The following is a 15,025-nucleotide window of genomic DNA, read 5'->3' on the forward strand; positions in this document are numbered from 1 at the left end:
CGCTCTTCGGTGAAGCTGGCGCTAACGCCGCTGCAAGCTGTCCCGGTACGTATGTTGAGCCGAGTTGATTGTACGGTATCCCCTGTGGCGTTTTTGCCTGACGAGATCGAGGAACAATTCAACCGCGTCTTTCTCTTGCTCGAAGTGATGAACCTTTAGCTGGCCTCTGGTTCCGATGCGTCCCCAGCGCCGCATAAGACAGGCCTCTCCGAAGAGGGTCGGTTCGATCGACATGGCATAGAAGCGCGCCATGTTTTTCTCAGCATTCGTGCGTTCGACATAAAGGTGATAGGGCTGGGCGATCATGGTGAGAGAATCGCGCAATCGGGCCCATGCGTCCAACGAGAGTTGTGAATCGATGGTCGCGGAACGATTCAGTTTTGTGAAGTATGGACAGAAGGAGCGCGGGGCGGTCCGCCTTTGGCGTACGGCTCTATTCGCTGAAGCGAACGAAGCCCAACTGTGGTCTTCGCCGATCCCGGTAACGATCCTCCCGCGATAGCCGACTTCCACTGATCAGTATCCCAGGTAACCGAGAATATCGGCGCCACAATAGTCGGCTTGCTCGTCTGCATGAGCGATGACATCACCGGTCATGACATCCACCAAAGCGCTATCGCTGTCGCGAACGATTGCCTCAATTTGATGGATGCGGCATTCTTCGATTGCCTCTTCTGCCGTGACCTGTGCCTCGCAGGCTTCCCAATATCTCATCGCTCGATCTTCGGGTCCGGGTTGTCCCTCAGACCTTCATATCCAAAGGTCCACGTTTTCCATGGAAGCGGTTATCGCCAACGCAGGACTTCATGTCGGCTCGCCGGAACCACATCGCGCGACCGCATCGAAGCGGCGCATTTCCCCCGGTGAACACAATTTGCTCATCGGCACGCATGCGGAGGACTTCGTGTGGCTGGATCAATGGTCGGCTGGCCAGCTGCTTCGATCGGGTTCGTGACGAACCCCTCGCCTGAAAACTCCGGCTGACCTGATCGATCTCGACTGTCGTTGTTCCACAACGCCGGGAGATATAGTCCGCGGTCTCCGGATCGTTGATCGCTGAGAAACTGATCCAGCTCGCGCTTTCGAACCACTTGCTGGTGGCGTCGCGTCCGCCATAGGTTTCGCGCATCTGACCGATCGACTGATAGATCATCAGAAGCGTGATCCCGTACTTGCGGCCGGCATCGCGTGCCGTCTCAAGGATCCTCATGAAACCCAGGCGAGCGACCTCGTCGAGAAGGAACAGAGCGCGTCCCGGCATCGCCCCGTCACGATTATAGATGGCGTTCAGGAATGAGCCGATGATCACCCTTGCCAGACCACCATGGGTCTCCAGCGTTTTAAGATCCAGGGCGACGAACACGTCGGTCTTTCCCGATGCGATGTCATCGGTCGAAAAGGTCGAACCGGACACGAGACCGGCATAGCTCGGATAGCTCAGCCAATGGGTTTCTTTGATCGCATTGGCATAGACGCCGGAGAAGGTTTCGGGCGTCATGTTCACGAACGCTGCCACGTTCTCCTTTACGAAATCGGACTCGGAGTTGTCGTAGATTTCCTGAAGCCGCGCCCGCAGCTTCGGCTCCGGTTCCGAGAGGTTCATGCGCACAGTCCGCAGCGTCTGATTCTGCTTTTCCGTATGACCGGAGAGGCAGACATCGGCGATGATCGCCGTCAGCAGTTGCAAGCCGGATGCCCGAAAGAAATCGTCCCGTACGCCGCTGGCGCGGCCGCTTTCGCTCATGATCCACGAGGCGACCGCAGCGATATCCTCTTCCTTCGTCCCGCCATGCTGACCGATCCAGTCCAGGGCATTGAACCCGATATCGGGATCTTTCGGGTCGAGCACGATTACATCACGGCCGGCTTCGCTCCGGTGAGCCTTGACCATCGGCGCCACCTCATTGGATGGATCAAGTACGATCAGCGTGCCGCCCCATTTCAGCGCCGTGGGAATCGTGACCGACGTTGTCTTGAAACCGCCGGAGCCGGCGAACACGATGCCATGTGACGATCCGAACGAACCGTCGAAGCAGAGCAGCGGTGACTTTCCCCCGGCGCCCCATGTCTCAGGCATATCGGTCCGAAACGAGAGTGCCGCCGTGCTGTCGCGATCGACACGATATCGCTCGCCGATGACGATGCCGCCGTCCTCTGCGAACAGCTTCCCTGCCTCCGGCAGTTTCATCCATTCCGCCTCGCCATGCAGTGCGCGTTTACCGCGGATGCGTTTCGGCTCGGAACGCGAGAATGCGGCGTTGCCGATCACCGCTACGCGCAGCGCGAAGATGCCGGAGAACAGAGCTGCCGTAGCACCTGTCATTGTTGCCGGGTCGATATAGGACAGGATCGACCGGACCGCTGGCAACTCTCCGGCAAATTGCGAAAGCCGTATTCCTTCCCGAACGATGGCGAGTGCAATGACGGTGCCCGATCCGGCAGCGACGCCCCACCCTGCCGACTTGATATTGACCGATCCCTGGGCGCCAAAGAGAAAGATCAGTGCGATCGCAGCACTCGCCACATAAGGAAGTGCCAAGCCAATCCGGCCAAGCTGCAATTTCGCCTCCGCCGTTTTTCCGAACGTCGCGAGCCACTGTTCGATCCCCGGCAAAGTCAGTGCAATGCCGATCATCATCGCCGGCGGGACAAGGGCGAGCAGGATCTTATTCGCTGTCATTGCCGAATGCCTCCGCGCCGATTGCGATCAGACGGGATCGCTCCGCCTCATCGCCCTTGATCCTCGTCTTCGCTTCGATCAACAGACCGAGCAACAGCGCGCGCTTTTCATAGCGCATCCCGGCTTTGACGATCAGGCCGCCCAACTCGATCTTCTCGCGAGCATCTTTCTTTCTGGCCTCTGCCGTGGTCAGCCGCTGCATCCGCTCAAGCCTCGCCAGCCTGGCTCGTAGCCGCGCCAGCACTGAGCGACGTGGCCGACGATGTTCCGGTCGCTCCAGCGGCACCCTTTTCTTTTCCGTTCGATCCGGCTTTCGTTCCGCGAAACCGCTTTGCAACGTCCTCGAAAGCTGCCTGAAGGTCGGCGTCGTCGACTTCGATCTCTCCAAGTCCGGCCTTCAGCGCAATGCGGCCGATGCGTTCGGCGTCACGCGTTTCCGCCTGCTTCAGCTGTTCCTGCAAGCGGGCAAGTTCTTCGCGGATTTTCGACGTTGGCTTCTTCATCGGGATGCAATCTCCAGTGATATCCGTGGAATGGTGGGATGAGAGTCCTCGATTTTTCCCCGGCAGGACAGGTACAAATTTGTACCTCGCCAAAACGTCAGCATTTGGCGAATGATCCCGCCGCTCGACAAGAGCGGATCCAAGGGCGCAATTATACGTCGCTGACGCGACGTTCTGCTTTTGCCCCCTGGCGGGGCCACCTCTTGCGATCAACCTGTTGATTTCGTTCGCAAGAAGGAGCGCTCCACCCGTGGCCGTCCCGCATTTCTCAGTTAGCATTGTCGCCCGTGGCTCTGGCCGCAGCGCAGTGCTGTCTGCGGCCTACCGGCACTGCGCCAGGATGGAGTATGAGCGGGAAGCACGCACAATCGACTACACCAGGAAGCAGGGTCTTCTGCACGAGGAGTTTGTGATCCCTGCCGATGCGCCAAACTGGCTGCGCGCCATGATTGCCGATCGATCGGTCTCGGGAGCCTCAGAAGCGTTCTGGAACAAGGTCGAGGTGTTCGAGAAGCGGGTCGACGCCCAGCTTGCCAAGGACGTCACCATCGCGCTGCCGATCGAGCTATCCTCCGAGCAGAACATCGCGATGATGCGAGACTTCGTTGCCGAGCATATCACGTCGAAGGGTATGGTCGCGGACTGGGTCTATCACGATGCACCCGGAAACCCGCATGTCCACCTGATGACGACATTGCGGCCTCTGAGCGGGGACGGGTTTGGTGCCAAGAAGGTTGCTGTTCTTGGACCAGACGGCCAGCCCATTCGCAATGACACTGGCAAAATCATCTATGAACTCTGGGCGGGTGGCACCGAGGACTTCAATTCCTTTCGTGATGGATGGTTTGCTGTGCAGAACCGGCACCTGGTGCTTGCCGGGCTGGATATCCGCATCGATGGCCGATCCTTCGAAAAGCAGGGTATCGACCTGACACCGACCATTCATATCGGGGTCGGCGCCACCGCCATCGAGCGAAAATCGCAAACAGAAAACGGGCCGGCCACAGCCCGGTCACGGAAGCTCGAGCGGATCGAATTGCAGGAGGAGCGGCGCGCGGACAATGTCCGGCGCATCCAGCGCAATCCCGGTATCGTGCTCGATCTGATCACCCGGGAGAAGAGCGTTTTCGACAACCAGGACGTGGCGAAGGTCCTCCATCGCTATGTCGACGACGCAGCTCTCTTCCAGAACTTGATGGCGCGGATCATGCAGCATCTGGACGTGCTGCGTCTCGACTGCGAGCGGATCGACTTTAGCTCAGGCGTGCGTACGCCGGCGCGGTTCACCACGCGTGAGATGATCCGCCTTGAGGCCGAGATGGCAAACCGGTCGATTTGGCTGTCCCAGCGATCATCACATGGCGTCCGTCAGAAGATCATCGAGGCGGTGTTCGAGCGCCATGAGCGCCTCTCGGATGAGCAGAAAACGGCCATCGAGCATGTTGCAGGTCCTGAGCGGATTGCAACCGTGATCGGCCGCGCCGGCGCCGGCAAGACCACGATGATGAAGGCGGCGCGCGAGGCCTGGGAAGCGGCCGGCTATCGTGTCGTTGGCGCCGCCCTGGCGGGGAAGGCGGCCGAAGGATTGGAAAAGGAAGCGGGTATTCTTTCCCGCACATTATCCTCCTGGGAACTCCGCTGGGCCCAAGGTCGCGACCAACTCGACGACAAGACTGTCATGGTCCTCGACGAAGCCGGCATGGTCTCTTCGAAACAGATGGCGCTGCTTGTCGAAGAGGCAACGGTGCGCGGGGCAAAGCTCGTTCTCATCGGTGATCCCGAACAGTTGCAGCCGATCGAGGCAGGTGCCGCCTTCCGCGCCATCACTGACCGCATCGGCTACGCCAAACTCGAAACCATCTATCGCCAGCGCGAGCAATGGATGCGCGACGCTTCGCTCGATCTCGCCCGCGGCAACATCGCCAAGGCTGTCGCATCCTACAGTGCAAACGGTCGGATGATGGGATCGACCTTGAAGTCGCAAGCCGTCGAAAACCTTATTTCCGATTGGAACCGTGAGTACGATCCGGCCCGGTCATCGCTGATCCTAGCCCACCTTCGCCGCGACGTGCGGATCCTCAATACCCTGGCACGCGCCAAGCTCGTCGAGCGCGGGCTTGTCGATGGCGGTCACGCCTTCAAGACGGAAGACGGTATCCGTCATTTCGCCGCCGGCGATCGGATCGTCTTCCTCAAAAATGAAAGCTCGCTTGGCGTCAAGAACGGCATGCTGGCCAAGGTCGTGGAAGCCGCCCCGGGGCGTATCGTTGCCGAGATTGGCGAGGGCGAGCGCCGGCGGACGATCAGCGTAGAGCAGCGGTTCTACAACAACGTCGATCATGGTTACGCGACGACGATCCATAAGAGCCAAGGCGCAACCGTCGACAGGGTCAAGGTTCTGGCCTCGCTATCCCTCGACCGTCACCTGACTTATGTGGCGATGACCCGTCATCGCGAGGATCTCGGCGTCTATTATGGCTCGCGATCCTTCGCCAAGGCGGGCGGACTGGCCGAGCTTCTATCGCGCAAGAGCGCAAAGGAAACGACGCTCGACTACGAAAAGGGCGCCTTCTATCGCGCGGCCCTTCGCTTCGCCGACGCGCGCGGCCTGCATCTGGTCAATGTCGCGCGCACCCTCGTTCGCGACCGCCTCGACTGGACCGTGCGCCAGAAACAGAAGCTCTTCGATCTCACCGCCCGCCTGACGACGAGCGGCGCACAGCTCGGTCTCAAGCGCACGAACATTCAAACGACCTCGAAACCCGTCATGGAGGCCAAGCCGATGGTATCAGGCATTACGACGTTCCCGAAATCGATCGGCCAGGCCGTTGAGGATCGCCTAGTCGCCGATCCCGGTTTGAAGAAGCAATGGCAGGAGGTCACGACACGCTTTATCCAAGTCTTCGCCGAGCCGGAGACCGCGTTCAAGGCGGTCAATGTCGATGCCATGCTGAAAAATCCGGCAAGAGCGCAGACAACGCTTGCGAAGATCGCAGCTGAGCCGGAAAGGTTTGGAGCGCTCAAGGGCAAGACCGGCATCTTCGCCGGAGCGAATGAGAAGGCCGCGCGCGACATGGCGCTTGTCAACGCGCCTGCCTTGGCGCGAAACCTCGAGCGGTATGTGACGGCGCGCGTCGAGGCGGAGCGCAAGCATGAAGCGCAAGAGCGGGCAATCCGTCTCAAGGTCTCCATCGACATCCCTGCCCTCTCGCCATCGGCCAAGCAAACGCTTGAGCGGATCCGCGATGCGATCGATCGCAACGATCTTCCCGCCGGTCTCGAATATGCGCTGGCCGACAGAAACGTGAAAGCTGAGCTTGAAGGCTTCGCCAAGGCTGTTTCCGAGCGTTTCGGAGAACGCAGCCTGCTGCCGATCTCTGCAAAAGATGCAAACGGCGAGACCTTTCACAAAATAACGGCCGGGATGAACCCGTCGCAGAAAAGCGAAGTGCAGTCGGCCTGGAACAGCATGCGCACTGTGCAGCAACTCGCCGCGCACGAGCGCACCACGCTGGCGTTGAAGCAGGCTGAAACAGCGCGGCAAACCCAGACCAAGGGGCTTTCCCTGAAATGATTATGATGATGCTTGAAAGTGGCACGATGCCTCGCCAGCGACGCCGCGCCTGCGTCACGTTATCCGTCGCCGCCGGCCTGTTGGGCGTCCTCTTTGCCGCCGGTTGGATTGGTGGTCTGCGCATCAACACGACACCGAGTGAGCGGCTCGGCCTCTGGCGCATCGTTCCGCTCAATCGCTCCGTCTTGCCCGGGGATACGGTTTTCGTCTGCCCGCCTGACAATGTCACCATGCGCCAGGCGAGGCAGCGCGAATATCTCCGCCCGGGACTTTGCCCCGGTGGGTTCGCACCGTTGATAAAGACGGTCATCGCGGTGGCGGGACAGCGCGTGGACATCACCGATCGTGTCGCCATTGATGGCGTACCAATCCCCAGCTCCCGCATCATGGAGAAGGACGCACAGGGGCGGTCTCTTCGGCACGGTCAAAGCGGAATGGTGCGCGCCAGAGAGGTTTACTTGCATTCCGGCTTTATCGGCTCATGGGACTCCCGGTATTTCGGGCCGGTGCCTCAATCCGGCGTACTCGGTCTAGCACAAGAGGTGTTGACCTATGCGCCGTGAGGTCATGATGATTGCCGTTCTCGTCCCGCTTGCCGTGGTGGTCGGTACGATCGGCTGGAGCGGCCAGGCGCTCCTGCTGCCTGCGGCAACCTTCTTTCCGCTTCTTTGGGCACGATCGCCGACGCGGATCGCGGCAGCTCTAGTCGCGGCCGGCTATTTCCTGGCGGCGTCGCGAGGATTGCCGTCGGGCGTCGCACAGTTCTTTGCTGTGGATCTCTGGGCCGGCCTCAGCTTCTGGGTCGCGGCAGCATCGTCTTTCGTTGCTGTCCATGCGGCGCTTTGGACGGCGCGGTCGGGCTCGGCAAAAGCAAGGCGCTATCTGCTCATCTTGGCTCTCAACGGTCTGCCGCCACTCGGCATCACCGGCTGGGCGCATCCGTTGACGGCGGCCGGCATTCTGTTTCCGGGATGGGGATGGTGGGGGCTGCTCGCGTTGACAGCCGGCCTGATCGGTCTCGTAACCCGGATCGGGCCGGCTATCGCCATTACCCTGTCAGGTCTATGGCTTTGGTCCGCCGCATCGGGGACAAACCAGATTCTACTGGAGGGGTGGCGTGGTGTCGACCTTGAAATGGGTGCAAGCCTCGGCCGTGACCGCTCGCTGGAACGTCAACGCCACCTGATCGCGTTCGTTCGGGAGGCTGCGGGATCTGGCGCAGCCGTGGTGGTTCTGCCTGAGAGCGCGCTGGGCTTCTGGACGCCAACCCTTGAACGTCTCTGGCGGGAAGAATTGCTGGGGGCCGATGTGACGGTAATCGCCGGTGCGGCCGTGATTGAAGCGAATGGCTACGACAATGTGATGGTGGCTATTGATGGGGGTGGCGGACGTGTCCTTTATCACGAGCGCATGCCTGTGCCGGTTTCTATGTGGCGTCCATGGGAGCGATGGACAGGAGAGACCGGCGGCGCCCGCGCCAACCTCTTGGCCAATCCTGTCGTCGAGGTCGCTGGCCGAAAGATCGCGCCTCTTATCTGCTACGAGCAGCTCGTACTGTGGCCCATTCTCCAGTCGATGCTTTATAGACCCGACGCGATCGTTTTGATCGGCAATGGCTGGTGGACGACGGGTGGCAACATTGTTGCCATCCAGCGCGCGAGCGCCAAAGCCTGGTCCGCTCTGTTCGGCGTTCCCCTTGTGATTTCCTTCAACAGCTGAACTTTGGAGCCTTCGTCATGGATGCTGCCTTTATCGCGGAATGTGCCGATCCCTCCCTGAAACCCGCCATCGTCGAGCAGTTCGTGTCCGCTGTCGGTCCGGGCGATCCGCTTGCTGTCACGGTCAAAGCCGGAGGGCGGCTCATCCTTGTACCAAAACCGAAGACGCCAGACGAGGCGATGGAGGTCATACGCCAGTATGTCGGACAGGCCGTCGTGCGTGTGGGCCTCACACAGTTCCCGGCGGGTGTCGGCGTGAAGGACGCGTCCGAGCTGAAACCAGATCTGATCGCACCTTGCGAAAATCTTCGCATGGGGACGAGGATGTTTTCCAAGATCATGCGCATCGTTGCTAAATGGTATGGCAACCCAACGAGCAAAGAGGTGCTTCCACAGATCTTCGAAGATGCCGTTTACGCTTGGAACACCGGCCAGTTCGAGGGGCAAAGCGTGTTTCAGGCGGAGGATCCAGGTGGTACAATCGTCGATCGGAAGGAAGTTTCTTCGGATGCCGCAGACAAACCTGCTGATGCCACCGCCTCCCAGAGCGAAGGGGAGCCCTCAGACGAAAAGGAGGTTGGAACCGCGGGAATTCGGGTCGATCTGTCCCGGATCGGCGGGCAGTAACGCCCAAACACTGCAATCCGGCGGTGTATTCGTGACACTGAGCTCGTCAAGGCCATCCACCGAACTTGGAGTTCGGGCGTCAAGATAGCCCGGCGCGGACACTTATGCCTACCGTGCCGCGACTTCGATATCGGTGTGTATGAAGTCATCTCCCTTGAACAGCAAAGGCGCCGAAAGGCTTTTGGCGAGCGCGTATGCGGCACAGTCGGCAAGGTTAAGCCTGGCCTTCGCATCGATGCCCTTGCCGTACTTTCCGAAGGCCTCTGAAGCTCTTCGAGCCTGCTCCTCATCAAAGGGCAGGATCTGGACGCCGTTGTCTGTCAGAAAGAGCCAAAGGATTCGCTCACCCTCCGGCCCTCTACGGCGTCGTAGAACGACCGCACATTCATGGGCGTTGACGGCCGACATCGTGAGATCGTCGGCATCCTGAATTACGCGAGCATAAAGACCACTGTCGTCTTCCCGTTCGAGGATGGCGACTACTGCGGAGGAATCGACGACGATCATTGTTCGTTCAGGTCGTCGAGAATCTCTTTCGGCGACGATGGGTCAAACAGCGGCAGCGCCGAGACCTTTTCGCCGACGGCCATCATCTGCTCGACGGTCATGCGGTTGCGAACAGGCAAATCAGTGGAAACGCCAAGCGCCGCAGCCTCACGTTCGAGCGCCGCGCGAATAAGATCATCCGGTCTACGGCCCACACGGGCCGCAACCTTTCGGGCAAGCTGTTCGGTATCGTGTGTGAGCTGCAACATGGTCTCTCTCTAATGACAGTCCAGATATAGGACATTTTTAAAGACAATAACAGGTGGATGGACCGCACTGTCTGAAAAGTGAGGTCGGTCGGTCGACACCCCGACACGTTTTCCGCGAATAAACAAATTCCGAGGTTTTCAATCTCGCGGAAACGATTTAGAAAACCATTCCGTGATGGTCAACTTATGCGATTGAATATGCTTCATTCTTTACCAGGTCACTGTTCGCGCGCGTCGCGGTCCCTCTGACTGCCGACGCATTTCGCCACCGCGCAACGGGTGCGATTTACAGGGAGAGTATGGATGTCAAACTGGGTCGAGAAACTGCTGGATATCACCGTGATCGGAAACGATCAGTCCATGGTGAAGGGCGCCCTGGCCAATCTTGCTGATCGGTTCGATTTTGTGGGCTATGCCTTCGTAAACATTCGTCCCGGGCAGACCTATGCGGTCTCCAACTACGATATCGACTGGCAGAAAATCTATGACACGCTGGACTACCGGTTCATCGATCCGGTCATGCGTCAGGCCCAGCTGGTAAGGCGCGCTTTCGCCTGGTCCGGCGAAGCCGACAAGAGCTCGCTGTCAAAAGAGCAGAAAAACTTCTTTTCGAAAGCCGCTGATTTCAACATTCGCTCGGGCGTTTCCATCCCGGTCGCCACCGCCAACGGTGCGATGTCCATGCTGACCTTTGCATCGGCGAAGCCTTTGCTTGCCAGTGATATGGAGATCGATGCGATTATGGCTGCCTCAGCGGTCGCCCAGCTTCATACGCGTCTTGAGCACATGCGGGTCACGCCCTCCATCGAGGAAAAGATCGTCCTGACGCCGAAGCAGGTAAACTACATTCGCTGGCTGTCGCTTGGCAAAACGGTCGAGGTGATCGCTGAACTGGAGCAGGCAAAGTATGCTGGCGTCCGCTCTGCGATTGACGATGTCAGAACGCGCTACAATCTGGCCAATCATGCGCAGGTGGTGGCTTTGGCTATACGACGCGGCCTGATTTAGGCTGATCTGGCGGGTCAGACCTTGGGCGTATAGCCCAGAATGTGCAGGAGGGTGGTCAGCGCCGACATTTGCGCGTGCATCCTGATGGTTGCTTCGAGATAGGCAATATGGGTATCGCTAACAAGCTCCTTGCCGGCTTTAACGTCAGCCGGCAGTTCATTGAACAGATTTTCTGCCCGCTCCAATAGATCCCGATGTTCGCGGATTGCATCGATCGTGAGACGCTCAACGAGCGGTGACGGAAGCCCATGCAAGAGCCCTATCAGCGGCTTAAGATCGACTGCCTCGCCATTCAATCGGTCGTTGGCGTCCATGTTCAACTCCCAAAACAGGAATGCGCGGTGCGCCCCCGCATAGTTCCTGACCCCTGGCGATCGGGGAGTTAGTAACCGAGCATGCGCCGGCCCATAGACCTTTAGTTCCGAGGAACCTGGACATACGTCCATGGCTCCCCGACCATAGATCGAGGAATTCGGCGCCCTAACGGCGGACGCCAAACCGGCATGCGTCGGGTTACTAAGCCCGGAGGCAGCGCGTACTGCCTCACCAGCGCTTATAGCGACCTAACCTCATCCGCGCCACCGCAGATTTGTTGGCGTCCGAGGTCGGCTCGCGGCAGCGATTGAAGAAGGAGCCTAGAGGCGCTGTCGTTTTGGTGTCCAAACTGAAACGAAGGTTCGTCCAATCGTCGAACTAAATTAACCTCCGCATAGCAATGCCTATCCTCGCCGGGAAGTTGCGTTTGAACCGAGAAAGCAATCAGGTTACGGCACAATCCCATGAAGTTCTGCATTGCTGCCGAACTCCTTTGGCTGATCATTCGATCTCTGAGGCAGATTGTCAGGCCGCAGTGCTTAGGAAGCGTATATTGACAGGACCTCTCGCCGATTTTTCTGACGTCAAGGAGCTCCTTGCAAAGGCGGGCGCGGTGACCGAAGCACTCCATTTGATACAGTCGGTTTATCGCGTCGATTTCATAACCTACCATCTCGCTTCGACTGTGATCGGCGATTTTGATGCTCCTTTCGTGCGCACGACCTACCCGGATGCGTGGGTATCCACCTATTTGTTGAAGGGCTATGTCACCATCGATCCTGTCGCGCGCGAGGGCTTTCTGCGCCAACTGCCATTCGATTGGCGAGAACTTGACGTCACGCCCGAGATGCAGGTGTTTCTGGAGGACGCAATACGCCATGGGATCGGCCGCTTTGGCTTTTCCATCCCGATATCGGATAAAGCCGGCCGTCGTGCCATCCTCTCTTTGAATTCGAACGCCACCGCCGAAGACTGGGAGGATCTGGTCAGTGCTCATCGGAGTGAATGGCTCGATCTCGCGTATCTCGTCCACCAGATGGCAGTGTTCGAGCTACATGGAGCGAGCGATCCGATCCCGGTCTTGAGTCCGCGGGAACGTGAGTGCCTGTACTGGAGCGCGCTCGGCAAAGATTACAAAGATATCGGGCTTATTCTCGGCCTTTCGCATCACACGACCCGCAGCTACATCAAGTCGGCGAGGACAAAACTCGGTTGCGCCACGATCTCGGCGGCGGCCACTCTTGCCCTGAAGCTACGCGTGATCACGATATGAGCCGACCGCCCGCCAGCCTTTGACAATACCCGCATATGGGTCTGACCATATGCGGGAATATCTGGCTCCTCCGCCGGGCGGCATCTTCCAGCCAAGATCAACAGCTGGAGATAAACCTTGTTCATTCTGGTTCAAGCGCATCAATACACCCGTTATCAGGCTCTCATGGATCAGGCATTTCGCCTGCGCAAACGCGTGTTTCACGATCAACTCGGTTGGGCCGTGACAATCGATGGTGATTGCGAGCGCGACGAGTACGATGCTCTGCGGCCGGCTTACCTGATGTGGTGCAATGATCGCGCGGATCGCCTTTACGGAACGCTGCGGCTGATGCCAACCACCGGCCCGACGCTTCTTTACAACGTCTTCCGCGACACGTTTGCGGGTGCCAGCCTGATCGCACCCGGAATCTACGAAGGGACGCGAATGTGCCTCGATGAGGAAATACTCTCCGAGGACTTTGCGAACCTGGAAACGGGCAAGGCTTTCGGCATGCTGTTGCTGGCGTTGTGCGAATGCGGATTGTCGCACGGTATCGAGACGCTGGTCTCGAACTACGAGCCGCACCTGGCGCGCGTCTATCGTCGGGCGGGGCTCGCCGTTGAAGAGGTTGGCCGCGCAAACGGCTATGGTCGCTCGCCGGTTTGCTGCGGTGTTTTCGAAGTTTCAGAGGAGGTTCGCACGCGCATGCAGCAGGCGCTCGGAGTCGGGGCTCCCCTCTATGCAGGATATCGGCCGCACAAAAAGGCGGACAGCGAGACCGTGCGCATATCGGCCTGACCCAGGAATTGTCCAAAGGGCGGTTGCGGCAACGTGTGCCTCAACCGCCATAATTTCCGGGAAAGACAATATCCTGGTCGACGAGAACGTTGAACTTGTAGCCCGGTCGGATCTGGATAGTGGGCTGAACATTCAGGTTCTTGGAAATCGTCTGCTCCGCGACGCGGCCGAAGGTCTCCGCAAAGTTCCTGCGTGCCGCGTCAGAGGCTGTATCCTGTGTGGCGAGGGTGGAACTCTCCGGAACTGCCATATCGATGCCAGTACCAATCAGTGCAACAAGCGCCGCCGAACCGAAGGTGCGGAAATAGTGATTATTGACCTTATCAGAGAACCCGCCATAGCCCTGCGAGTCCGTTCCAGCCATGCCACCGATCTGTAGTGTTGAGCCATTCGGGAAGATGACATCCGTCCAGACGACCAGAACGCGGCTTTGGCCAAACGAGACCTTGCTGTCATAGCGGCCGAGTAATTTGGTACCCTGCGGAATGAGAAGAAAATGCCCTGTGGCACTGTCGTAGATGTGCTGGCTCACCTGCGCTGTGATCCGGCCCGGCAAATCGGAAATGATACCGGTAATCATGGTCGCAGGGATGACCGAGCCGCGCTTCAATTCATAGCGCGACTGCTGGGGTACAACCTGGTTCGGCAAGTAGCCGAGATCCTTGATGTCGGCGTTGAAGAAATCTTCCTTCGAAGTCTGTCCATTTGGATCGGCATTCTGCCCCATCAAACCTGATTTCATGGCAGCGGCGTAGAGATCAGAGGCACCGTTATTGGTGGCCGGCTTCCGGTCTGTTGTCCTGGTGTCGTTGGAGATATTTCCCAACTCCGAGATTTTGACCTTCAGCGGCGAGTCAAATGCAGTCGCACGGGCCTGAAGGCTGGCCATCCGCTGTCGCTGCTGTTCACGCAGGACTTGTTCGCGCTGCTCGCGGCGAAGTCGGGCCAACCATTCTTCTTCCGACTCCATTCGCGGTCGGCGCTCTTCCCGTGCCTGCTGCTTTATCTGCTCCTCTTCAATCGGCTTGGCCTCCACCTTTGTCTGGGTTGCAGGCGTGGGCTGGAATACGGGCTGCTCTTCGCGATCCCCGATGATGCCGTCTTTCACCCCGCGCTTCATCTGATCAGCGAAGGTCGATGCCGGGACGTTCGAGCCTGCTTCATCCGGAATTCTGTCGCCGAAACGTAGTCCCCGGGATGAGATGCCGTAGACAAGGACACCGGCGACGACGACTGCGATACCGATACCAAAGAACACCGGCAGGCGATTGAGCCGTTTCATGCCCTTTTCCTGCGAGGCGCTGCTCGGATTGCCGAGCTGGAGCGACTGGACCATATCTGTCTCTCCTCAGTTTCGCTTCATTAATGAAAGCGGGCTCGCCGGCGTGGCGCCACCAGATGACACCGAATAGGCCCGCCCAAGCTCGAGTGTCTCGCTGGAAAGCCTCACTAGCACCTGTCCATCAACGTCGATCAACGAATATGCCAGCTCGATCGGTTTGGCGGTATCTTTGACGGAGCGTGCCTTGTCATCCGTCACGACAGTGAAACCCCACCCATTTAACGCGGCCTCGAGCGCGGTCGAGAACTCCGATGCGTCGCTGTGAAGCCTGATCGGTGTGACGGTTGACCCTGCCTGCTCGGCATAACGCCCAGCTATGTCGCCAGCGATCGCGCTTGCGGCGGGGCCGGTTACCGTCGAAGGCGCGGCGCTCGTCGAAAGCGCGTCTGTTCCGGTCTGGCAACCAGAGAGAAGAACGCCAGCAGCAAAAGGAAGAACGCAAAGGCGCAT

The 15,025-nt window shown here is 58.9% G+C and carries 17 protein-coding genes; 7 read left to right on the forward strand and 10 right to left on the reverse strand.

Translation table 11 applies throughout. The features are described from left to right. Positions 1 to 21 precede the first annotated feature (21 nt). The 5 genes from GVL52_RS25960 to traC form a co-directional block, all read right to left on the reverse strand. A complete protein-coding gene (locus tag GVL52_RS25960) occupies positions 22 to 342 on the reverse strand; it encodes a WGR domain-containing protein (protein ID WP_081341790.1) in 321 nt (106 codons plus the stop codon). 174 nt (positions 343 to 516) lie between these two features. Further along, positions 517 to 714 (reverse strand): hypothetical protein, encoded by a 198-nt coding sequence (locus GVL52_RS25965; protein WP_070149936.1) that lies wholly within the window; start codon positions 712 to 714, stop codon positions 517 to 519. Between the two features lie 28 nt (positions 715 to 742). Further along, on the reverse strand, positions 743 to 2,680 hold the full coding sequence (gene traG / locus GVL52_RS25970; RefSeq protein WP_160012313.1) for a Ti-type conjugative transfer system protein TraG: 1,938 nt from the start codon (positions 2,678 to 2,680) through the stop codon (positions 743 to 745). Continuing rightward, positions 2,667 to 2,882 (reverse strand): type IV conjugative transfer system coupling protein TraD, encoded by a 216-nt coding sequence (gene traD, locus GVL52_RS25975; RefSeq protein WP_160012314.1) that lies wholly within the window; start codon positions 2,880 to 2,882, stop codon positions 2,667 to 2,669. The genes traG and traD overlap by 14 nt, the downstream gene beginning before the upstream one ends. A gap of 4 nt (positions 2,883 to 2,886) precedes the next feature. Then, entirely contained in the window at positions 2,887 to 3,183 is a 297-nt protein-coding gene (gene traC, locus GVL52_RS25980) for a conjugal transfer protein TraC (protein ID WP_046797659.1), read from the reverse strand. A gap of 250 nt (positions 3,184 to 3,433) precedes the next feature. Here traC and traA point away from each other — a divergent pair, with 250 nt between their 5' ends. From traA to GVL52_RS26000, 4 genes are read left to right on the forward strand one after another with little or no spacing between them, the layout of a single operon-like run. Then, positions 3,434 to 6,757 (forward strand): Ti-type conjugative transfer relaxase TraA, encoded by a 3,324-nt coding sequence (traA, locus tag GVL52_RS25985; protein ID WP_160012315.1) that lies wholly within the window; start codon positions 3,434 to 3,436, stop codon positions 6,755 to 6,757. Next, the gene (gene traF, locus GVL52_RS25990) at positions 6,754 to 7,320 is read left to right on the forward strand and encodes a conjugative transfer signal peptidase TraF (RefSeq protein WP_160012316.1); all 567 of its coding nucleotides are present in this window, start codon (positions 6,754 to 6,756) and stop codon (positions 7,318 to 7,320) included. Before traA ends, traF begins: the two co-directional genes overlap by 4 nt. Next, positions 7,310 to 8,476, forward strand: coding sequence for a conjugal transfer protein TraB (locus GVL52_RS25995; protein ID WP_160012317.1), 1,167 nt, complete (start codon positions 7,310 to 7,312; stop codon positions 8,474 to 8,476). The genes traF and GVL52_RS25995 overlap by 11 nt, the downstream gene beginning before the upstream one ends. A gap of 17 nt (positions 8,477 to 8,493) precedes the next feature. After that, a complete protein-coding gene (locus tag GVL52_RS26000; protein WP_160012318.1) occupies positions 8,494 to 9,102 on the forward strand; it encodes a TraH family protein in 609 nt (202 codons plus the stop codon). Positions 9,103 to 9,210: 108 nt separating this feature from the next. Here the strand turns inward: GVL52_RS26000 and GVL52_RS26005 are convergent, their stop codons facing one another. Both GVL52_RS26005 and GVL52_RS26010 read right to left on the reverse strand, forming a co-directional pair. Beyond that, a complete protein-coding gene (locus GVL52_RS26005) occupies positions 9,211 to 9,609 on the reverse strand; it encodes a type II toxin-antitoxin system VapC family toxin (protein ID WP_160012319.1) in 399 nt (132 codons plus the stop codon). Next, positions 9,606 to 9,857 carry a hypothetical protein gene (locus tag GVL52_RS26010; protein ID WP_018326249.1) on the reverse strand — a complete coding sequence of 84 codons (252 nt, stop codon included), beginning with the start codon at positions 9,855 to 9,857 and terminating at the stop codon, positions 9,606 to 9,608. The genes GVL52_RS26005 and GVL52_RS26010 overlap by 4 nt, the downstream gene beginning before the upstream one ends. A gap of 303 nt (positions 9,858 to 10,160) precedes the next feature. On the opposite strand from GVL52_RS26010, the gene traR reads away from it, so the two are divergent. Then, the gene (traR, locus tag GVL52_RS26015; RefSeq protein WP_160012320.1) at positions 10,161 to 10,865 is read left to right on the forward strand and encodes a transcriptional regulator TraR; all 705 of its coding nucleotides are present in this window, start codon (positions 10,161 to 10,163) and stop codon (positions 10,863 to 10,865) included. Between the two features lie 14 nt (positions 10,866 to 10,879). On the opposite strand, the gene GVL52_RS26020 is transcribed toward traR, so the two are convergent. Further along, a complete protein-coding gene (locus tag GVL52_RS26020; RefSeq protein ID WP_160012321.1) occupies positions 10,880 to 11,179 on the reverse strand; it encodes a transcriptional repressor TraM in 300 nt (99 codons plus the stop codon). Positions 11,180 to 11,793: 614 nt separating this feature from the next. On the opposite strand from GVL52_RS26020, the gene GVL52_RS26025 reads away from it, so the two are divergent. Together GVL52_RS26025 and GVL52_RS26030 are read left to right on the forward strand one after the other, a co-directional pair. Beyond that, complete coding sequence (locus GVL52_RS26025; protein WP_244619287.1) at positions 11,794 to 12,453, forward strand: LuxR family transcriptional regulator; 660 nt, start codon at positions 11,794 to 11,796, stop codon at positions 12,451 to 12,453. A gap of 117 nt (positions 12,454 to 12,570) precedes the next feature. Next, complete coding sequence (locus tag GVL52_RS26030) at positions 12,571 to 13,233, forward strand: acyl-homoserine-lactone synthase (protein WP_160012323.1); 663 nt, start codon at positions 12,571 to 12,573, stop codon at positions 13,231 to 13,233. A 40-nt stretch (positions 13,234 to 13,273) separates the two neighbouring features. Here the strand turns inward: GVL52_RS26030 and trbI are convergent, their stop codons facing one another. Further along, the gene (gene trbI, locus GVL52_RS26035; RefSeq protein WP_160012324.1) at positions 13,274 to 14,569 is read right to left on the reverse strand and encodes an IncP-type conjugal transfer protein TrbI; all 1,296 of its coding nucleotides are present in this window, start codon (positions 14,567 to 14,569) and stop codon (positions 13,274 to 13,276) included. 12 nt (positions 14,570 to 14,581) lie between these two features. Beyond that, positions 14,582 to 15,025 carry a conjugal transfer protein TrbH gene (gene trbH / locus GVL52_RS26040; RefSeq protein ID WP_070149945.1) on the reverse strand — a complete coding sequence of 148 codons (444 nt, stop codon included), beginning with the start codon at positions 15,023 to 15,025 and terminating at the stop codon, positions 14,582 to 14,584.

Origin of the sequence: Rhizobium sp. 18055, from assembly GCF_902706285.1 — a bacterium.
Classification (GTDB): domain Bacteria; phylum Pseudomonadota; class Alphaproteobacteria; order Rhizobiales; family Rhizobiaceae; genus Rhizobium.

What these genes read in the sequence shown, in the direction of transcription:
- traC (WP_046797659.1), bottom strand. Translation starts at nt 3,183, where the DNA reads ATGAAGAAGCCAACGTCGAAAATCCGCGAAGAACTTGCCCGCTTGCAG.
- trbH (WP_070149945.1), bottom strand. Translation starts at nt 15,025, where the DNA reads ATGCGCCTTTGCGTTCTTCCTTTTGCTGCTGGCGTTCTTCTCTCTGGT.
- trbI (WP_160012324.1), bottom strand. Translation starts at nt 14,569, where the DNA reads ATGGTCCAGTCGCTCCAGCTCGGCAATCCGAGCAGCGCCTCGCAGGAA.
- GVL52_RS26010 (WP_018326249.1), bottom strand. Translation starts at nt 9,857, where the DNA reads ATGTTGCAGCTCACACACGATACCGAACAGCTTGCCCGAAAGGTTGCG.
- traR (WP_160012320.1), top strand. Translation starts at nt 10,161, where the DNA reads ATGTCAAACTGGGTCGAGAAACTGCTGGATATCACCGTGATCGGAAAC.
- traD (WP_160012314.1), bottom strand. Translation starts at nt 2,882, where the DNA reads ATGCAGCGGCTGACCACGGCAGAGGCCAGAAAGAAAGATGCTCGCGAG.
- GVL52_RS25995 (WP_160012317.1), top strand. Translation starts at nt 7,310, where the DNA reads ATGCGCCGTGAGGTCATGATGATTGCCGTTCTCGTCCCGCTTGCCGTG.
- GVL52_RS26005 (WP_160012319.1), bottom strand. Translation starts at nt 9,609, where the DNA reads ATGATCGTCGTCGATTCCTCCGCAGTAGTCGCCATCCTCGAACGGGAA.
- traG (WP_160012313.1), bottom strand. Translation starts at nt 2,680, where the DNA reads ATGACAGCGAATAAGATCCTGCTCGCCCTTGTCCCGCCGGCGATGATG.
- traF (WP_160012316.1), top strand. Translation starts at nt 6,754, where the DNA reads ATGATTATGATGATGCTTGAAAGTGGCACGATGCCTCGCCAGCGACGC.
- GVL52_RS26020 (WP_160012321.1), bottom strand. Translation starts at nt 11,179, where the DNA reads ATGGACGCCAACGACCGATTGAATGGCGAGGCAGTCGATCTTAAGCCG.
- GVL52_RS26000 (WP_160012318.1), top strand. Translation starts at nt 8,494, where the DNA reads ATGGATGCTGCCTTTATCGCGGAATGTGCCGATCCCTCCCTGAAACCC.
- GVL52_RS25965 (WP_070149936.1), bottom strand. Translation starts at nt 714, where the DNA reads ATGAGATATTGGGAAGCCTGCGAGGCACAGGTCACGGCAGAAGAGGCA.